This is a genomic window from Kushneria phyllosphaerae (assembly GCF_900312995.1).
GTDB lineage: Bacteria > Pseudomonadota > Gammaproteobacteria > Pseudomonadales > Halomonadaceae > Kushneria > Kushneria phyllosphaerae.
The window spans coordinates 379,430-397,387 of sequence record NZ_ONZI01000004.1; the positions used below are offsets into that span (position 1 = coordinate 379,430).

At 59.4% G+C, this 17,958-nt stretch carries 20 protein-coding genes and 1 tRNA gene; 8 read left to right on the plus strand and 13 right to left on the minus strand.

The genetic code is table 11. The features are described from left to right. Positions 1-20: 20 nt before the first annotated feature. Positions 21-659 carry a TetR/AcrR family transcriptional regulator gene (locus KSP9073_RS14935; protein WP_108843755.1) on the minus strand — a complete coding sequence of 213 codons (639 nt, stop codon included), beginning with the start codon at positions 657-659 and terminating at the stop codon, positions 21-23. A 91-nt stretch (positions 660-750) separates the two neighbouring features. Here KSP9073_RS14935 and fabF point away from each other — a divergent pair, with 91 nt between their 5' ends. Next, the gene (gene fabF, locus KSP9073_RS14940; protein WP_108843756.1) at positions 751-2,019 is read left to right on the plus strand and encodes a beta-ketoacyl-ACP synthase II; all 1,269 of its coding nucleotides are present in this window, start codon (positions 751-753) and stop codon (positions 2,017-2,019) included. Between the two features lie 176 nt (positions 2,020-2,195). Here the strand turns inward: fabF and KSP9073_RS14945 are convergent, their stop codons facing one another. Further along, entirely contained in the window at positions 2,196-2,609 is a 414-nt protein-coding gene (locus tag KSP9073_RS14945; protein ID WP_207771493.1) for a winged helix-turn-helix transcriptional regulator, read from the minus strand. A 79-nt stretch (positions 2,610-2,688) separates the two neighbouring features. Here KSP9073_RS14945 and KSP9073_RS14950 point away from each other — a divergent pair, with 79 nt between their 5' ends. The 3 genes from KSP9073_RS14950 to KSP9073_RS14960 all read left to right on the plus strand — a co-directional run bounded on the left by KSP9073_RS14950 (position 2,689) and on the right by KSP9073_RS14960 (position 4,988). Beyond that, positions 2,689-3,621 carry an aromatic alcohol reductase gene (locus tag KSP9073_RS14950; RefSeq protein WP_108843758.1) on the plus strand — a complete coding sequence of 311 codons (933 nt, stop codon included), beginning with the start codon at positions 2,689-2,691 and terminating at the stop codon, positions 3,619-3,621. Between the two features lie 152 nt (positions 3,622-3,773). Beyond that, complete coding sequence (gene lpcA / locus KSP9073_RS14955; RefSeq protein ID WP_108843759.1) at positions 3,774-4,361, plus strand: D-sedoheptulose 7-phosphate isomerase; 588 nt, start codon at positions 3,774-3,776, stop codon at positions 4,359-4,361. A gap of 192 nt (positions 4,362-4,553) precedes the next feature. After that, positions 4,554-4,988 carry a GNAT family N-acetyltransferase gene (locus KSP9073_RS14960; protein ID WP_108843760.1) on the plus strand — a complete coding sequence of 145 codons (435 nt, stop codon included), beginning with the start codon at positions 4,554-4,556 and terminating at the stop codon, positions 4,986-4,988. A gap of 76 nt (positions 4,989-5,064) precedes the next feature. On the opposite strand, the gene KSP9073_RS17840 is transcribed toward KSP9073_RS14960, so the two are convergent. Continuing rightward, complete coding sequence (locus KSP9073_RS17840; protein ID WP_439330963.1) at positions 5,065-5,190, minus strand: hypothetical protein; 126 nt, start codon at positions 5,188-5,190, stop codon at positions 5,065-5,067. Positions 5,191-5,379: 189 nt separating this feature from the next. Between KSP9073_RS17840 and lpcA (KSP9073_RS14965) the strand changes: the two genes are divergently transcribed. Continuing rightward, entirely contained in the window at positions 5,380-5,865 is a 486-nt protein-coding gene (gene lpcA, locus KSP9073_RS14965; protein ID WP_243409258.1) for a D-sedoheptulose 7-phosphate isomerase, read from the plus strand. Between the two features lie 110 nt (positions 5,866-5,975). On the opposite strand, the gene KSP9073_RS14970 is transcribed toward lpcA (KSP9073_RS14965), so the two are convergent. Continuing rightward, positions 5,976-6,542, minus strand: coding sequence for a TetR/AcrR family transcriptional regulator (locus KSP9073_RS14970; protein ID WP_108843761.1), 567 nt, complete (start codon positions 6,540-6,542; stop codon positions 5,976-5,978). A gap of 140 nt (positions 6,543-6,682) precedes the next feature. Here KSP9073_RS14970 and KSP9073_RS14975 point away from each other — a divergent pair, with 140 nt between their 5' ends. Further along, complete coding sequence (locus KSP9073_RS14975; RefSeq protein WP_108843762.1) at positions 6,683-7,276, plus strand: LysE family translocator; 594 nt, start codon at positions 6,683-6,685, stop codon at positions 7,274-7,276. Between the two features lie 136 nt (positions 7,277-7,412). On the opposite strand, the gene KSP9073_RS14980 is transcribed toward KSP9073_RS14975, so the two are convergent. From KSP9073_RS14980 to KSP9073_RS15005, 6 genes are all read right to left on the minus strand, one after another. Next, the gene (locus KSP9073_RS14980) at positions 7,413-7,847 is read right to left on the minus strand and encodes an acetyltransferase (RefSeq protein ID WP_108843763.1); all 435 of its coding nucleotides are present in this window, start codon (positions 7,845-7,847) and stop codon (positions 7,413-7,415) included. Positions 7,848-7,931: 84 nt separating this feature from the next. Next, complete coding sequence (locus KSP9073_RS14985) at positions 7,932-8,546, minus strand: Type 1 glutamine amidotransferase-like domain-containing protein (RefSeq protein ID WP_108843764.1); 615 nt, start codon at positions 8,544-8,546, stop codon at positions 7,932-7,934. A gap of 268 nt (positions 8,547-8,814) precedes the next feature. Then, positions 8,815-8,891 (minus strand) — tRNA-Arg (locus KSP9073_RS14990). A 78-nt stretch (positions 8,892-8,969) separates the two neighbouring features. After that, on the minus strand, positions 8,970-9,677 hold the full coding sequence (locus KSP9073_RS14995; RefSeq protein ID WP_108843765.1) for a response regulator: 708 nt from the start codon (positions 9,675-9,677) through the stop codon (positions 8,970-8,972). Continuing rightward, a complete protein-coding gene (locus tag KSP9073_RS15000; protein ID WP_108843766.1) occupies positions 9,667-11,601 on the minus strand; it encodes an ATP-binding protein in 1,935 nt (644 codons plus the stop codon). The genes KSP9073_RS14995 and KSP9073_RS15000 overlap by 11 nt, the downstream gene beginning before the upstream one ends. A 79-nt stretch (positions 11,602-11,680) precedes the next feature. After that, a complete protein-coding gene (locus tag KSP9073_RS15005; protein WP_108843767.1) occupies positions 11,681-11,884 on the minus strand; it encodes a hypothetical protein in 204 nt (67 codons plus the stop codon). On the opposite strand from KSP9073_RS15005, the gene KSP9073_RS15010 reads away from it, so the two are divergent. Together KSP9073_RS15010 and KSP9073_RS15015 are read left to right on the plus strand one after the other, a co-directional pair. Beyond that, positions 11,883-13,796: a potassium transporter Kup gene (locus KSP9073_RS15010; protein ID WP_108843768.1), complete on the plus strand. Its 1,914-nt coding sequence runs from the start codon at positions 11,883-11,885 to the stop codon at positions 13,794-13,796. The genes KSP9073_RS15005 and KSP9073_RS15010 overlap by 2 nt on opposite strands. 87 nt (positions 13,797-13,883) lie before the next feature. Then, the gene (locus KSP9073_RS15015) at positions 13,884-14,807 is read left to right on the plus strand and encodes a restriction endonuclease (RefSeq protein ID WP_108843769.1); all 924 of its coding nucleotides are present in this window, start codon (positions 13,884-13,886) and stop codon (positions 14,805-14,807) included. 175 nt (positions 14,808-14,982) lie between these two features. On the opposite strand, the gene madM is transcribed toward KSP9073_RS15015, so the two are convergent. The 3 genes from madM to KSP9073_RS15030 all read right to left on the minus strand — a co-directional run bounded on the left by madM (position 14,983) and on the right by KSP9073_RS15030 (position 17,895). After that, positions 14,983-15,744 carry a malonate transporter subunit MadM gene (gene madM, locus KSP9073_RS15020; RefSeq protein WP_108843770.1) on the minus strand — a complete coding sequence of 254 codons (762 nt, stop codon included), beginning with the start codon at positions 15,742-15,744 and terminating at the stop codon, positions 14,983-14,985. 67 nt (positions 15,745-15,811) lie between these two features. Next, a complete protein-coding gene (gene madL / locus KSP9073_RS15025) occupies positions 15,812-16,222 on the minus strand; it encodes a malonate transporter subunit MadL (protein WP_108843771.1) in 411 nt (136 codons plus the stop codon). A 134-nt stretch (positions 16,223-16,356) separates the two neighbouring features. Beyond that, positions 16,357-17,895 (minus strand): malonate--CoA ligase, encoded by a 1,539-nt coding sequence (locus KSP9073_RS15030; RefSeq protein ID WP_108843772.1) that lies wholly within the window; start codon positions 17,893-17,895, stop codon positions 16,357-16,359. Positions 17,896-17,958: the final 63 nt, after the last annotated feature.

Genomic DNA, 17,958 nt, shown 5'->3' on the forward strand with positions numbered 1-17,958 from the left:
ACCATGAGCAGGCGGCATGGTCAGGCAGAAAACCCTTCTGACATGTCTCGCTCATCCACGCCCAGCATCAGCAGGATCTGCTTCTGAGCCGCTTCAAGAACACGCGCCCTTTCTTCTTCATCCGGCAGGCTCTTGGCAATGGCGACTGCGCCCACCAGAGAGGCCAGAATGGCGCGCGACTTTTCGGCGATGGCGGCACGATCAGGTTCAAACGGCAGTTTCTTCAGCCGGCTCAGGGCGATCAGCCGGGTTTCAAGCATGCGACGCATACGATGGTAGGAGGCTTCAAAAAGCACTCGAATTTCGGCGTTGTCATTGCCGATTTCGTTGAACAGCACGGTTTCCGGCCCGGGCTGACTCTTGCGCTCAAGCTCCTGAAGGTTCCAGTAGTTGGCCACCAGCGCCGTCAAATGCTTGATGGATAGCGGTCCCTTGACGAGTCTTGCCGCACGGCTGCCTTCCAGCGTTTCACGAATGGAGGCGTTATACAGTGCCTCCTTGGAGTCGAAATGCGAGTAAAAGGCACCATGCGTCAGCTTCGCCAGCTTCATGATCTGACCGATCGATACCTTGTTAAACCCATTGCGAGAGAACAGCTCGATGGCTGATTTCAGAATGCGTTCCCGCGAACTGGCCTTGTGGGCACTTGAGTAGGGCATGACGTCCTCGCCGCCGACAGACTGGATATTATCTTGATCATATATAGTGCGGTGATAGCCTGGTGACAAAAGTCAGCTTAACGGAGTCAGCATGAGTTCACCCATCGTAATCACCGGCATGGGCATGATCAGCCCGCTTGGATGCGGCGTCAACTCGGTCTGGGAGCGGCTGGTCTCGGGGCGCTCGGGCATTGGCAGGATCACGCGGTTCGACGGCGGTGATCTGCCGATCACTATTGCCGGGCAGGTGCCAGACAGCGATACCGACCGCGACGCCGGGTTCGACCCCGACCGGATCGCCGATACCAAGGAACGTCGCAAGCTTGAACTGTTCAGCCTGTATGCGCTGGCCGCAGCGAAGGAAGCACTGACCCAGGCCAACTGGTTCCCGCAGGACGAGGCCGGGCAATGCGCCACGGCGACCATCATTGGCTCGGGGATTGGCGGGTTTCCGACCATTACGCAGGCGCAGAACACACTGACCCAGCGCGGCCATCGTCGTCTATCGCCGTTTACCGTGCCCGCCTTTCTGGCCAACATGGCCGCCAGCAATGTGTCGATCCGCTATGGCTTTCGTGGCCCACTGGGGTGCCCCGTGACCGCCTGTGCCGCAGGGCTCCAGGCGGTCGGTGATGGCATGAGAATGCTGCGCAGCGGTGAAGCGGAAGTGGCGTTGGTGGGCGGTGCCGAGGCCTGCATTGATCCCCTGTCGCTGGCCGGTTTCCATGCCCTGAAGGCCCTGTCCACGGAACAGGATCACCCCGAACAGGCTTCAAGGCCGTTTGACAGAACACGTCATGGCTTTGTCATGGGAGAAGGCGCGGGGCTCATGGTGATCGAGACGCTGGAACATGCCAGAGCGCGTGGCGCGACACCACTGGCCGTGCTCAGCGGCTATGGCACCAGTGCAGATGCCTACCACATTACTTCAGGCTCGGAAGATGGTGCCGGTGCCGCTCAGGCCGTTCAGGCCGCCCTGCGCATGGCAGGCATCGCGCCCGGCGAGATCGATTACGTCAACGCCCATGCCACCTCAACGCCAGTGGGGGATCGCGCTGAAATCGCTTCACTGCAGAAAGTGTTTGGACAAGGGCTCGGCGATATTCCCATCTCTTCGACCAAATCGGCCACAGGCCACCTGCTGGGCGCGGCCGGTGGTGTGGAGGGCATCTTTTCTGCGCTTGCCACGATCCACGATCAGCTCCCCCCCACGCTTAACTTTACCGCCGCCGACGAGGGCCTGGAGCATCTCGACTTTGTGCCGAAGGTGGGCCGCCAGCATACGGTACGCCACGCACTCTGCAATGGGTTCGGGTTTGGCGGCGTCAATGCCGCATTGATCATCAGCAAGCTGACGTAATGCAGGCCGGCGTCCCGAACCGCAGACGCCCCGCCCATGGCGGGGCTTCTGGGTCTTGATGACCATGCTTAAACGGCGCCGTGATCATCGCCCTTTTCATCTTCACATTCACAGCGGCTCAACGGCCCCTTACTGATGGCAAGGGTTCATCTGTCAGGTGCGCTTTATATCGTTCGCTACTCGCTTGATGACCTGAAGTGACTTTCCCGCGCCTGGCGGAAGTCTTCGGCATGCTCGAAAATCCAGAGCCACATCGGAATGATGCGAAGAAGAAACGCTTCCCCCAGCGGGGTCAGCTCATACTCGACGCGCGGCGATACTTCTTCAAAGTCGTGACGAAGAATCAGCCCGTCCCGCTCGAGCTGTCGCAGCGTTCTTGTCAGCATACGCTGCGTCACGCCCTCCAGCCGCCGACGGATCTCGGCATGCCTGAGCCGTCCCCCTTCCTTGAGCACGTGAATCACGCCAAAAGACCAGCGATTGCCGGCGTGGGCAAGCACTTCTCTTTTCAGCCAGTCATCCTCGTCTTCCATCGCCTCGCAGAGTGCCCGGGAGCGAATAAGCAGTGCCTCTTCGTCTTGTGGTATCACTGGTGTGCCTACTTATGTGGGAAATTCTGACGTGTAAACATCTGCCATCCCGAACGAAAACGTCAACTCTGGAGATGGCATGAATCACACCGACAGGCAGGAATCCATACTGGTCATGGGTGCGGGAGAGCTGGGGTTTGAAGTTCTGCGCAGCCTGGCCGATCACGCTCGAAAGGGTCAGCCAGCGCGCATCCATGTCCAACTGCGACCATCCACCATCAAGACAGCAGACCCGGTAAAACAACATCAGCTCGATCAGATGAAGGCATGGGGCATCGAGGTCGTGGCAGGCGATATTGCCACCGCCAACGTCGATGAGCTTGCCAGGCTTCTCACCCCTTACGATACCGTGATTTCCTGCATCGGGTTCTCGGCCGGTAGGGGCACACAGATCAAGATTACAGAGGCCGTCCTCAAGACCGGCGTCAATCGATACGTGCCGTGGCAGTTTGGCGTCGACTACGACACGATTGGCCGGGGTAGCGCTCAGGACGTCTTCGATGAACAACTCGACGTACGTGACCTGCTCCGCGCCCAGAACCGTACCGAATGGCTCATTGTTGCCACGGGCATGTTCACCAGCTTTTTGTTCGAACCCTCTTTTGGGGTGGTGGATCTCGAGCATGACACCGTGCACGCGCTGGGTAGCTGGGAAAACCGGGTGACGGTAACCACGCCGGAAGATATCGGGCTGCTTACAGCAGCAATCCTGTTTCATGAGCCACGCTTCAAAAACGAAACCGTCTTCGTTGCGGGAGACACCATCAGCTACGGGGAGCTTGCAGACGAGCTGGAGCGACAGCTTTGCCGCCCATTCAAACGTGATTTGTGGTCAACGCGCCATCTTGCCGACGCCCTCAGCGCAGACCCTGATAATAACCTGCTCAAATATCGAGCCGTCTTCGCGGCTGGCGTTGGCGTCGCCTGGCCAAGGGAGACGACGTTCAATCATCATTATGGGATCGACACGGTCGATGTTGCGGCTTGGATTCGCCAGCACCTGATGGCGTAATCGGCGGCCTCTAACATGTCGAGCATCTCTGGTGCCAAAATCGTGCCTCTGGTTTCTGGCGAACGAACAGGGTTGTGTTCATGATGGCGCTGCAAAACGCTTGACGCTGACACACGCCTTGCCAACCAACACAGTACACAGAGGAGATCCGGATGGACCTGAAAGAGATCGTACAGGGGCAGCTGACTGAAGCCGCTGAGGTACTGGCCCGTTTCAGCCAGGATGAGGCACAGATGACCGCCATCACGCAGGCCGCAGAGCTATTGGCAGCGCGCTTCAACAATGGCGGCAAGGTACTGGCCTGCGGCAACGGCGGTTCCCACTGTGACGCCATGCATTTTGCCGAGGAACTGACCGGGCGCTTTCGTGATCATCGTGCCGCTCTGCCGGCCATTGCCATTTCAGACCCGAGCCATCTTTCCTGTGTGGCCAATGACTATGGCTACGAGCACGTCTTTTCCCGCTATATCGAAGCGCTGGGCCAGCCGGGCGATGTCCTGTTTGGTCTCTCCACGTCCGGCAACTCCGACACCATCATCCGGGCGGTCGATGCGGCCAGAGAACGCGGCATGCACGTCATTCTGCTGACGGGCAAGGATGGCGGCAGGCTGGCAGGCCAGGCCGACGTCGAGATTCGCGTGCCTCATTTCGGCTATGCCGATCGCATTCAGGAAATTCACATCAAGGTGATTCACACCATCATTTTGATAGTGGAACAGCTGATGGCATCAACGGATTAAGGCAGTACGTGGGTGATCGGCAGGCTAATGACCAGACGGTATTAAGGGTTTGCCAGGTTCTGCGCCCCGCCTTTGTTCGCGGCGTTCGTATGTTAGGTTCAAGAATCTCCACTCTGGCTGTCGCCCACCCATGATGATGCGGTAAAAGCATGTACTAACTTATATCCATCATTTTTTTGGAGAAAAACAACAATGGAAGTAACTATCGGTAATGATTCCGAGTTGATCAGTCAGGCTCAAGGTATCCGTTATCAGGTGTTTACATGTGAACAACACATCCCTGCAGCGCTGGACTTGGATGGACTGGATGAGGCGTCATTTCACGCGCTGGTAATGGAAAACGGCGAACCCATTGCAACGGCCCGGCTAACCTTACATGAAGATGGCTCTTCTACCATGGCCAGGGTAGCGGTCAGTGAGATATACCGAGAAATGGGCGTCGCTTCGAAAGTCGTGAAATCAATGATGCAATATGCGCAAGAGTTAGGTGTCACTTCTATTGAGATCCATGCCCACAGCTACCTTAGAAATTACTACGAAAGGTTTGGGTTTGAGTTCATCAAGGAAGTAGAGATCGTGGGCGAACATCAACTGGTTGAAATGCGGTATCAGACAGTGCATTCATAACCCAGCATTTAAGGCCACTCACGGCAGTTTTTTCAGTCCTGGGCTTGCGATCTACGGCGCGCTATCGCTTCGCAGCTCAGCAGAGAATCCCATTGAGCATTTGTGGATCATCCCTGCGAGAGTGCCCCATGGTCTGCGGGGGAGAAACGATATCCTCGATCATGTGCCAGCGCTGGTCGGAAAGCTCGTAACGGCCTGCCATGACAGTCTCTTGTTCAGTGAACAGGGGCAGCGTAGCAACCATGACTTTTCAGACAGAACCTGGTGGGCTTATGAGTAACATCGCTCGCCAGAATGAAATGATCACGCCTCGATACAGCCTTTTCTAACACCTCTTTTGTTGAGACTGATTCCCATCCCCCTGATACGTTTTCACACTTGTGATTTTTGGGTGGCAACACTGGCAACACGATTCAAGCACGGTGGCAAGGTGCTGTCCTGCGGCAATGGCGGTTCCCACTGTGACGCGATGCATTTTGCCGAAGAGCTGACCGGTCGCTTTCGTGATCATCGCGCCGCTCTGCCGGCCATTGTCATTTCAGACCCGAGCCATCTTTCCTGTGTGGCCAATGACTATGGCTACGAGCATGTCTTTTCCCGCTATGTCGAAGCGCTGGGCCAGCCGGGCGATGTCCTGTTTGGTCTCTCCACGTCCGGTAATTCAGACACCATTATCCGGGCGGTCGATGCGGCCAGAGAACGCGGCATGCACGTGATATTGCTGACCGGCAAGGATGGCGGCAAGCTCGCAGGTCGGGCCGACGTCGAGATTCGGGTGCCTCATTTCGGCTACGCCGATCGCATTCAGGAAATTCATATCAAGGTGATTCACACCATCATTTTGATGGTAGAGCAGCTGGTAGCCTCAAAAAATTAAAACCGGGCAGGAAGCTGATCAGAAGGCTTCCGATCAAAAAATGGCCCTGTTCACGCATGCCATATCCGCGAACGAGAGCTCCGTTCGACCATACGGAGATGAGCGTTTTATCACGACGGATGAGTGGATGGCCGAGGCGATAGCAGCAAACCGGCTGCTATCTGTCTTGCTCTCTCCACCGGCTCGAGATTGCCCTCACGCAGCACCCCCATCACGGCGCCATCAATGAGCAGCTGAAAGTCGCAGGCGAGTTCATTGCTCGAAGAATACCCGGCCTGCTCGAGCACTCGCGCAATGATCTGTATCTGGGCCAGCTTGTGCGCTCTGGCGATGCGATGGGTTTCGCTGCCACGATCGGCAGCTTCCACCATGGCATTAATAAAGGCACAGCCCCGAAAATCGGCCTGCCCGTAACGCTTGGCGATGACATCGAACACACCAAGCGGCGAGCTGTCATTGGCGGCAATACCGGCCTCGAGTGAGGCCAGGGCCATCTCATTACGGTGGTTCAACACGCCATGAACCAGCGCCTCCTTGCTTTCAAAATGCCGGTAGAACGACGCCCGCCCAACACCGGAGGTTTCAATCAATTCACTGATGCCGACCGCATGGATGCCTCGCTGATAGAAAAGCGCTTCCGCCGTCGTAATCAGTCGTTCACGAGCCTGTATCGGCATGGCTTTCCCCTAAACGAGATTGACTTAATATGGTAATGATCAGTACCGTTTAACACAACCGGTACTGATCAGTTCCACACAGGAACGATGGCCCACGGCCTTTATTTCTTCAATAGACCGTACTCGCAGAGGGAGCGCCCATGTCGCAACTCACCACACTCGTCATCACGGCATTGCTTCTGTTCGGCTCCCCGGGTCCGGGGCCTATGACGATCGTGGCGACATCGGCCACCTTTGGCATCCGCAGGACGCTCTCGCTTTATGCGGGCATTCTGATCTGGCTGGCGCTTTCGATGGCGGCCGCGACCCTTGGGCTGGCGGCACTACTGGCCGCCCTGCCGAGCGTCAAGCTGACGCTGCAGGTCGTGGGCGGGCTCTACGTGCTCTACCTCGCCTACCGCATTGCGACCACGCCACTCGACACCGACGCCGCCGAAGACGCCCGCCTGACGATGCGCGATGGAATTTTACTCAACGTGCTCAATCCGAAATCCTATGCGGTATTACTGGTGATCTACTCCAGGTTTTTACTGCCGATATCGCCAACGGCCATGGCTTATGTGGTGACCGCAGGGATTTGCCTGGCGGTGGCCGTGATTACCAATATCTTCTGGCTGTGCCTCGGCGGCGCCATCCGACCACTGGTGCAGCGCCCTCTTTTCTCCATATGGCTGCGCCTTGTCTTCGCCCTGTTGATGATCGGCGCGGTCACCTGGGCGTTCATTCAGAGTTGAGCACCTTTCAGGCGCTGAGCAGGAACAGACAGGAACGGAAAAGCCTTGAAAGCGATTTTTTGCATTATTTTCAGTATTTAAAGGGCTGAGGAGGAATGCCCGGGAAGGGATGGTGGCGCCAGAGAACGGCGCCTTATCATTCGAGTTGCATATGAAGGAGCGGATAAGGCTTGCCTTGACCATCAAACGGGGAACAAGCGATCACCGTAAAGCCCAGGTGTTTGTAGAACCCCAATGCCTGCTCGTTCTGCTCGTTGACGTCTACTCTGGTGACACCTTGAGTGCTTATTGCATGCCGGGCAAGTGACGCTCCGACACCCTGGCCGCGCGCTTCCGGTGCAACAAAAAGCATCTCGATATTGCCATCGTTCACGCCGCAGAATCCCAGAATTTTACCGTCATCGCTCCTGGCAACATGCAGGCTGACGGCCTTGAAATACTCATTCAGGATAAGCGGCTTGAGTTCAATGAGGTCACTCTCAGCCAGAAAATCGTGCGTCGCTCGAACCGAGGCCTCCCATATCTCTATAAGCTGCTGATGCTCTGCACTTGCGGCGCTTTCGATCTTCATTCATAGCTCCCCTGCCTCGCCCGATTTTTTGAGCCTACCTGTCCATGGATGACCATTGCCATAGCGCCAGTGGGCTTAATAAAGCTATTTTTTTAGAAGCTTATCGCAACCATCTTTCATCACGATGGCCTCGGCATTGCTAAAGGGACGAAGATCAAGATGTTCGGAGTAGTCCTGTTGAGTCTGCTCTACAGCTTTCTTGAAAGGGAAGTTGGTGTGGTGAGGAAGCGGATAAAATTCAATTACACCCAGCGATGCATACGAATCAAGGTTTGGGGCAGTCTTTGAATCATCCAGCGCTCCTATATATTCAATGTCCGCAGCCAGTACGACGGCGCCGGCGGACTCGCCAATATAAGTCTTTCCCGATTTTATCTGTTCAATAATGAGCCTATCGGCTCCTGTTCTTTTCAGTTCCTGTAACAGATAAAACGTATTGCCACCTGAAACATATACGTAGTCGTTTTTGGCCAGCCTGAGAGCAATCTCGTCCTCTCCTGCTGTAGAAATATCCAGCTCATCGATCAACAGTCCCAGGCTTTCCAGCGCTTTTCTGCCCGCACCGACATAAAACGTCATCTTTTCAGGGATGCTGGCTGTGGCGATGAATGTCACTGTCTTGCCAACGCACTCGTTGTGGTCAAAAGTGACGAAAAGCTCAGAAACTTCTGCAAACGATGAGGCCAAAAACAGTTTCATCCTGATGTCCTATTCATGTTCATTCGTGATGTCTACAGCGCAGCATATCCAGAGTACAGCCGGTCAGCCCATGCCGGCATCATGGCCAGCCGTTAAATATACCGGCAGAAAAAATATACCTGGCGTTTTTGCTCATGCTTGCCCTGGCCTTCAAGTCAGGCGCTGGATTGGGTAGGAACAGACAGGAACGGAGAAGCCTTGAAAGCGCTGTTTTTGCAGTGTTTTCAGGGATTTAAAGGACTTGCGAGGAATGCTTGGGAAGGCTAAGTGGCGCCCGAGGCAGGGCTCGAACCTGCAACCCACGGCTTCGAAGGCCGTTGCTCTATCCAATTGAGCCACTCGGGCAGTGATGCGTTCCGCATCAGCGGCCCCTATTCTAGCGGTACAGGGCCGGCATGAACAGGGGGAATTTCCATTGTCTTTTCAAGCTGCTGTGTCCCCTTCCACCATCAGCCGGTAGCCGATGCCGGCTTCGGTCTGGATCAGCGAGGGCGTGCGGGGGTCATCGCCGAGTTTTTGCCGCAGTCGGCTGACGAGGATGCGCAGGTAGTGGGTATTGTGTTCAAACACCGGCCCCCATAGCTCGATCAGAAGCTGTCGACCGGTGACGATCCGGCCCGGCGTTTGCGCCAGCCGCGCCAGAAAGGCGTACTCGCGCGGGGTCAGGTGCAGCTCCTCGCCGCTCCGGCTGACCCGACGCTGCGCAAGATCGATCCTGATCTCCCCGGCCAGTACCTGCGCAGGCGCCGCTTCCACACTGGCGCCGGCGCGAAGCGCCACCCGAATGCGCGCCAACAGCTCGCGAATGCCGAATGGCTTGGTCACATAGTCGATGGCCCCGGCATCGAGCGCGGCGACCTTTTCCTCCTCGCCTTCTCGCACCGAGACCACGATCACCGGCGCCCGGCACTGCCAGTGCAGGGACTTGAGCACCTCCTGACCGTCCATGTCGGGCAGCCCCAGATCGAGCAGGATCAAATCGAAGGCGGCTTCCCGCGCCAGCTCAATGCCTTCGCGCCCAGTGGCGGCTTCCACGATGGCAAATCCCTGTGACCCGAGACTGATGCGCAGAAATCGGCGAATCTCGCGCTCATCGTCAATGATCAGTACACGTGGCGCGTCAGTCGTCATGATCAAAGGCCTCGGGCGGTGCCATCAATGGCAGACTGATGATAAAGGTGGCACCGCGCCCGTTAGGGCCGGCGGTCACGACCACCTCCCCACCGTGGGCGCGCACCATGCTGCGGCAGATGGTCAACCCCAGCCCGCTGCCGTGAGGGCCGACATCGGCCCTTTCACCAGTAAAGAAGCGCTCGAAGATGCTCTCGCGCAGCGCCTCGGGCACGCCTGGCCCTTCATCATGAAGGCACAGACACACCCGGTCGCCATCGGTGTGGCCGGCCAGGGTAATCTGCCCGTGCTCCGGTGAGAGGCGAACGGCATTTTCAAGAATATTGACCAGCGCCTGCTCGATCAGTGCGGCATGCACATGCAACAGCGGCAGGTCATCTCCCCAGTCACGCACGATCCTAACCCGACTCAGCGCCCGGCCCAGCCGGGTCAGCGCACCCTCAAACAGGTCGCCGGCGGCCACCCAATCGCGCTTGATCGACAGGCCATGCCCGAGCCGTGTCATGTCCAGCAGGTTCTGAATGTATCGATCGAGCCGCTCGCTTTCACCGAGCACGGCCTCAAGCAGTTCCAGGCGGTCCTCACCGCTCAGACTGTCATCAAGATCACGCAGGGTACTGGCCGAGCCGATGATCGAGGCCAGCGGCGTGCGCAGGTCGTGCGAGACCGACGACAGCAGCGCGGCGCGCAGGCGTTCGTTGCCTTCGGCCAGACGGGCATCGCCCAGCGCCTCGACCAGCGCCACGCGGGTCAGCGCTGCGGCGAACAGGCGAAAGAGCGTGTCCAGCAGTGCGGGCTCACGGCGCTCGCGTCCCATACGGCGATCATCGATGGCCATGGCCACCACCCCCAGCACGCCAGAGGCATCCACCAGCGGCACCATCCGCCAACGCTGGTCGCTGAACATGGCCGTGCCCGGCCCGCTGGGCTCGGCGTGATGATAGCTCCAGGTGGCGGCTTCGATCGTTGCCGCCTCCAGTGCTGGCTCGCCGGGGTGGGCAGCGCTCACGCTCGGGATGACCGCCGCGCCCTCGCACTCCAGAAAGGCACAGGGCAATGACCAGTCATGCTCTACGGTGGTGACGATGATCTCGCGAATCCTGGCCCGATCCGGTGCGGCCGACAGCGCCCGGGCAGTGGTCAGCAGCTGGCGCACCTGATGGCGGCTTTCCCGCAACGCCGTCATGCGCCTTTTGAGCGCCCCGCCCAGTTGTCCGCCGATCAGCGCGACCAGTAAAAAGAGCCCCACCGTTGAAAGCTCGCTGTGCTCGATCATCTCGAGGCTAAAGCGCGGGCTGGTGAAAAAGAAGTTATAGGCCAGCGCCGAGAGCGCCGCCGCCAGCATGGCAGCCCGGGCGCCGGCACCAACGGCCGTGACCAGCACTGCGCCCAGAAAGATCAATGACAGGTTGGCCAGATCCATCTGACGGGCCACCAGCCAGGCGATCACCAGTGCCAGCGCCACACTGCCCAGCGGCCAGTACCATTCGTGCTGGGTGGGCCGCTGCCAGCGCGGCCACGGCCAGCGCCGCGCGGCCGGGGTGCCAGCAACCACCACGATGTCCAGCGTCTTGACGGCGTCCAGCAACCCGCGCCGGCCTGTCATGCGCGGCCAGTACCACCGCCGTGGCGAATCGCGACCGATGATGAGCGAGTCGGCGCGGCTGCGCCGGGCGTAGTCCGCCAGCTCGTCGCTGACCCGTTCACCGGTCAACACGCACCACTGACCGCCCAGCTGCGCCACCTGATGAGACAGCGCCTCCAGAACTTCCGGCGAGGTCGGCCGGCGTGGGGTCTCGACATGCACGGCCTGCCAGTCTGCCCCGCGGCGGCGCGCAATCTGCGCCGCCGTTCGAATCAGCGCCGCCGCCTCGAGTTGCCCCGGCACGGCTACCAGTACCTGTACATCCTCTGGTCGGTTCATTACGACAGCCTCTGTGTCAGCCCACTCAGTACTACACGCTCGCCTGGCTCCATATACCCGCTCAGCTCTGCACACTCGCTCAGCGTGACAGCATGAGTGTGCACGCACTCCCGCGCGCGCCCAACGTGGTTGGCGTAAAAGTTTCGTAAAAACCGTGCCGGCGGCGTTGTGGCCGCATCTTGTCGATTTCAATATGACGCTGACCGTGCCGATACTCCTGTCGAGTACGTGCCTTTTTTCTTTTTTCAATCACGCGCCACGGCGCGATATGGATCTTCTCCATGACCACCGCCACTCCCGGCCACGCGGCCGACTCTCCCCACAAGGCGTCGATGACAACGCTGACCATTGCCGCGGTCGGTGTGGTGTATGGAGATATCGGTACGAGTCCGCTGTATACCCTCAAGGAAATCTTCACCGGTGGCTATGGCCTGCGTGCCGATGACAGCGGCGTGCTGAGTATCCTGTCTCTGATCTTCTGGTCGCTGATCTGGGTGGTCACGCTCAAGTATGTGCTGGTGGTACTGCGCGCCGACAATCAGGGAGAAGGCGGCGTAATGGCCCTGACGGCACTGGCCCGGCGCGGCGTGACGCATCGCCATCTGCAGCTGACCCTGGTGATGCTGGGGCTGGCGGGCGCAGCACTGCTGTACGGCGACAGCATGATCACGCCGGCCATCTCGGTGCTCTCGGCCGTCGAGGGGATCGAAATCGCCTATGCGCCGATCGCGCACTGGGTCGTGCCGGTAGCGCTGGGCATTCTGATCGCCCTGTTTGTGCTTCAGCAGCGCGGTACGGCCACGGTCGGCAAACTCTTCGGGCCGATCACGGTGATCTGGTTCATGTCACTGGCCGCGCTCGGCGTCTACGGCATCACTCAGGCCCCGCAGGTACTGGCTGCAGTCAATCCACTGCATGCCATTGAGGTATTTCGCACCAATCCCGGTATCGGCATCATCATCTTTTCTTCCGTTGTGCTGGCCATTACCGGTGCCGAGGCGCTCTATGCCGATCTTGGTCACTTCGGACGGCGTCCGATTGCCCGCGCCTGGTTCTGGATTGTACTGCCGGCGCTGGTGCTGAACTATTTCGGCCAGGGGGCGCTGCTGCTGATCCGCCCCGAGGCGATCAACAACCCGTTTTACCTGCTGGCGCCGGACTGGGCCCTCTGGCCAATGGTGATACTGGCGACCATTGCCACCATCATCGCCTCGCAGGCGGTGATTACCGGGGCCTATTCGATGACCTATCAGGCCATCCAGTTCGGATTTATTCCTCGCATGCGCGTGTTTCACACCTCCAGTGCCGAACGCGGCCAGATCTATATTCCCACGGTCAACTGGCTGCTGATGACCGGCGTGGTGGCACTGGTGCTGGGCTTTAAAAGCTCGACCAGCCTGGCGGCGGCCTATGGCATTGCGGTTACCGGCACCATGTTGATCACCTCGCTGTTGCTCTCGGTGGTCATGATCAGGGTGTGGCGCTGGCCGCTGTGGGCCGCCATTCCGCTTTTGACCGGTTTTTTGCTAGTCGATTCGCTTTATTTCAGCGCCAATCTGGCCAAGCTTTTCCACGGCGGCGCCTTCCCGGTGCTGGCCGGTATTGTGCTGTTCACCCTGATGAGCACCTGGTGGCGCGGGCGCGCCCTGCTCGAAAAACGCGTCGGCACGGACCTGCCACTGGAATCACTGATCAACAGTCTGCGCCGCCAGCCGCCTCATCGGGTCAACGGCACGGCCGTGTTTCTCTCCGGACGCCGTGAGGTGCTGCCGCGGGCGCTGTTGCATAACCTGATGCACAACCAGGTACTGCATGAGCGCATCATCATCGTGACGGTTGAAAGTGATGACCGCCCCTGGCTTGAAGGGGAAGAACGCGTGCAGATGGAAGCCTTCGAGGACGGGTTCTATCGCGCCATCGTGCGCTTTGGCTATATGGAAACCAACGATGTGCCCCATGCGCTCTGTACTTTCAGTCAGTCCCGCGCGGCGACGGCCACCCCCTTCCCCTTCGAGCCGATGAAAACCACCTGGTTTTTGACTCGTGAGACGCTGGTCAGCTCACCGCATGTCGGCATGGCGCGCTGGCGCGAGCGCCTCTTCTCCTTCATGCTGAAAAGCGCCCACAGCAACATGCAGTTTTTCCATCTGCCGCCCAACCGTGTCGTGGAGCTGGGCAGTCAGGTGGAGGTGTAGGAGAATACGACCATCGGCCGGGCCGCTCGACCGGCCGATGTCTTTTGTCACTGGAGCCCCTTTTACTGGAGCCGCGCTCGCCACCGTATGCCGATTCCCGATTTTCACGCCCTGATGTATCCCCTTTTGCAGCTTGCCGATCACGGCGAGCCGCTGCGTCTGCGCGACAGCTACGCCCCACTGGCCGATGCCTTTGCGCTGACGGCGCAGGAGCGCCATCAGCTCAGCCCCAGCGGTCAGCAGTATCTGTTCAATAACCGCGTGACCTGGGCGGCCAGCTATCTGCGCAAGGCAGGGCTTCTGGAATCCCGCGGGCGTGGGCTGGTGGCGATCACCCAACAGGGCGTCATCACCCTGCGGGAAGTGCGCCACATCGACATGGCCTACCTGATGGGCTTTGAGTCGTTTCGGGAGTTTCGCCGGCGTACCAGCAGTAGCACGCCCCGCCCCAGCAGCCCGCAGGACTCGGAAACCTTCGAAGACGTCCCGGACTGCCTGACCCCGCTGGAGAGCATGGAGGTGTCGTGGCGCGCCATTCGTGCCGATCTCGAGTTCGATCTCATCGAGCGGATGCAGCAGATCCATCCGGCGCGCTTTGAGCAGCTGGTGATCGACGTGCTGATGACCATGGGATACGGCTGCGGAGAATCGGCCGGTCAGAACGTCGGCCAGAGCGGAGACGGCGGCATTGATGGCATCATCAACGAGGACCCACTGGGCCTTGAGACGATCTATCTGCAGGCCAAGCGCTGGGTGAATCCGGTGGGTCGTCCGGACATCCAGAAGTTTTCCGGGGCGCTTTCCGGCAGGCGCGCCCGCAAAGGGGTCTTTATTACCACCTCGCAGTTCACCCGCGAGGCGCAGGAATACGTGACCGGGCTTGAGACCCGCATCATCCTGATCGATGGCCCACAGCTGGCGCGGCTGATGATCGATCACAGCGTCGGCGTTTCCACCGTCGACCGCTTTGAAATCAAGCGGCTGGACAGCGACTACTTTTTAGAGGAGTAACGGGTTGCTGAAGAAGTAATGTGCTGCTGGCGGAATGGCGTGCTGCTGGCGAAGGGACGCACTGGATAAGTGACGTTCAAACGCTGCGGCCACGCGCCAGTGCCAGAACGCGCGTCAAACACCATCGCCGCCGCCCTTTCGGGTCGGCGGCGATGGCATCTCAAGCCAATGCTTTCTAGAAAAACATCCGCACGCCCAGAAACAGCACCGTGGGCGCCAGCAGGATGCCAAGCCCGGTGTAGAACGTGGCCGTCATGGCGCCATAGGGCACCAGGCGTGCATCGGTGGCAGCAAGTCCTGCTGCCACGCCGCTGGTCGTGCCGATCAGCCCGCCAAAGATCATCGCCGAGCGCGGGTTATCCAGCCCGATCGTGCGGGCCACCAAAGGCGTGGCGATCATGGTCAGGATTGATTTCACCAACCCCGCGGCAATGGAAAGCGCCACGACCTCGGAACTGGCCCCCAGTGTGGCGCCGGTCACCGGTCCGACGATATAGGTCACCGCGCCTGCCGCAATGGTGGTGATGTCCACCGCACTGGTGTAGCCAAAGCCCACGGCCACCACGGCACCGGCCAGAAAGGACACCAGTACGCCGGCAAAGAGCGCAATCAAGCCGCGCACGCCGGCCTTTTTGATTTCACTAAAGCGGACCCCATAGGCGGTGGCGATGATCGCCAGATCACGCAGCATCCCGCCGCCCATCAGGCCCAGTCCGGTAAACAGGGAGACATCCGCCAGTCCGTGGCTGCCGCCGGTGTAGATGCCACCGAAGTAGGCCAGTGCCAGCCCGATCAAAATGGCGATCGCCGAGCCGTGCAGCCGGTTGGCCGTCAGGTGTTTACTCATCCAGTGCGAGATAAACATTGTCAGGCCAATCACGGCAAAGGCCGCAATCAGGTGATACTTGTCCAGCAGTGACATGATGGAATCGTTCATGAAGCGCTCCGTGAACCGCAGTCTGACGCCGCATAACGGCCATCAGCGGTGAAGTGGCAGGACATGATCAGGGCGTACGACCCTGCGCCGGCGAGACCGGTCGGGCATCCAGCGGCATGGCATCTTCAACGCGCTTGCCGGTGAGCAGCGGCACCATGGCCAGACCCAGCACCACCGCCAGAGCACCGGCCAGAATCGCGACCATGCCGCCACTGAATGCCGCCGCCACGTTCTGACTGGCCGCCATCGCAACCACGATGGGGATGTACATCGCGTTCCAGAAATTGATGCCGCTTTCAGTGCTCTCCGGCAGGTGGTCGCGCGACTTGAGATAGCCGGTCACGAAAATCAGCAGCAGCATGGCAATCCCCACGCCCCCCAGATTGGCATCAATACCCAGCAACTGTCCCAGCACATCACCAATGACCAGACCAACCAGCATGCAACCGGCCAGCAGTGCCACACCATAAATCACCATGATCCATCTCCTTGTGCTTATGCTTGTGTTCGAGGAATCGGGCCGCGCCTCACCCAGAAGGGGGAGATGGCAGCGGCCGGGAACGACGTCATGGACATTGTTGTTTTAACTTCTGTTTCCTGGTGCCTGCGCCACTAGTGCTGAGCGCCTGCCACCGCCTGATAGGTGTCGGCGTAGCGCTCGCGCAGTACATTCTTTTGCACCTTGCCCATCACGTTACGCGGCAGCGCATCGATAAAGAACACACGGCCGGGTTGCTTGTATCGGGCCAGCTTGTCCTTGAGCGCGGCCAGCACCTGGGCCTCCTCGAGATGAGCGCCCTCCCGCAACACCACGGCGGCCGTAACGCCCTCACCCAGATCCGGATGCTGAACGCCAATGACCGCCGACTCCGACACCTCGGGCAGCTCATCAATCCACTGTTCGATCTCTTTGGGGTAGACGTTGTAACCACCGGAAATCACCAGATCCTTGTCGCGTCCGACGATATTGAGATAACCCTTGTCATCGATCAGGCCCAGATCGCCGGTGATGAAAAAGCCGTCATCGCGAAACTCCTCGCGGGTTTTCTCCGGCATGCGCCAGTAGCCCTTGAACACATTCGGCCCACGCACCTCGACCAGCCCTGTTTCGCCATCAGGCAATGCCTTGCCGGTATCACGATCGGTAATGCGCACCTCGCTGCCGGGTAATGCCATGCCCACCGTGCCGGGGCGGCGCTCGCCGTCGTAGGGGTTGGAGGTGTTCATGTTGGTTTCGGTCATGCCGTAGCGCTCTAAAATGGCGTGACCGGTGCGCTCGGAAAACTCGCGGTGGGTATCGGCCAGCAGTGGCGCCGAGCCAGAAATGAAAAGGCGCATATTGGCGGTACGCTCGCGATCCAGCCGTGGGCTGGCCAGAAGCCGCGTATAGAAGGTCGGCACGCCCATCAGTACCGTGGCGCGCGGCATCAGATCCAGCAGCTGATCGACATCCAGACGCGGCAGCAGTGTCATCGATGCCCCCACCGTGAGCGTGACGTTGCAGGCCACAAACAGTCCGTGAGTATGAAAGATCGGCAGCGCATGCAGCAGATGATCGGCATCAGAGAACTGCCAGGTCTCGACCAGCGCCTGACTATTGGCCGCCAGATTGCCGTGGGTCAGCATGGCGCCCTTGGAGCGTCCGGTCGTGCCGGAGGTATACAGGATCGAGGCCAGATCATCCCGGCCCACCTCAGCAATCCGGGTCTCCTCGGCAGCGGCAGCGGCCTTTTGCATCAGGCTGCCCTCGCCGTCCACGCCCAGACTCTCGACGTGAGCCACACCGCAGCGGCTGGCAAGTCCCTGTGCCTGGGCCAAATCATCCGGCCGGCAGATATAGACCCGTGGCTCGGCATCGGTGAGAAAATATTCGATCTCGGATTCGGTATAGGCCGTATTGAGCGGCAGCCACGCCGCGCCCACCTGCAGCGCGGCCAGATACAGCATCAGCGCCTGCGGGCTCTTGTCGACCTGCACCACCACGCGATCTCCCGGCGTCACACCCAGTGACAGCAAAACGCCGGCCAAACGCCGCGAGCAGGCCAACACATCAGCGTAGCGGTATTGATCGCCCTGCGGCGTGTCGATCAGCACCTTGTCTGGGTGGCGCTCGAAATGAGGGTAAAACTGCAGATAAAGGTTATGGTTCATGAAAACTCCTGACCCTGGTGTCTGATTCCGGGTGCCTGGTGCCCCTGCATTGCAGGGGCCGGT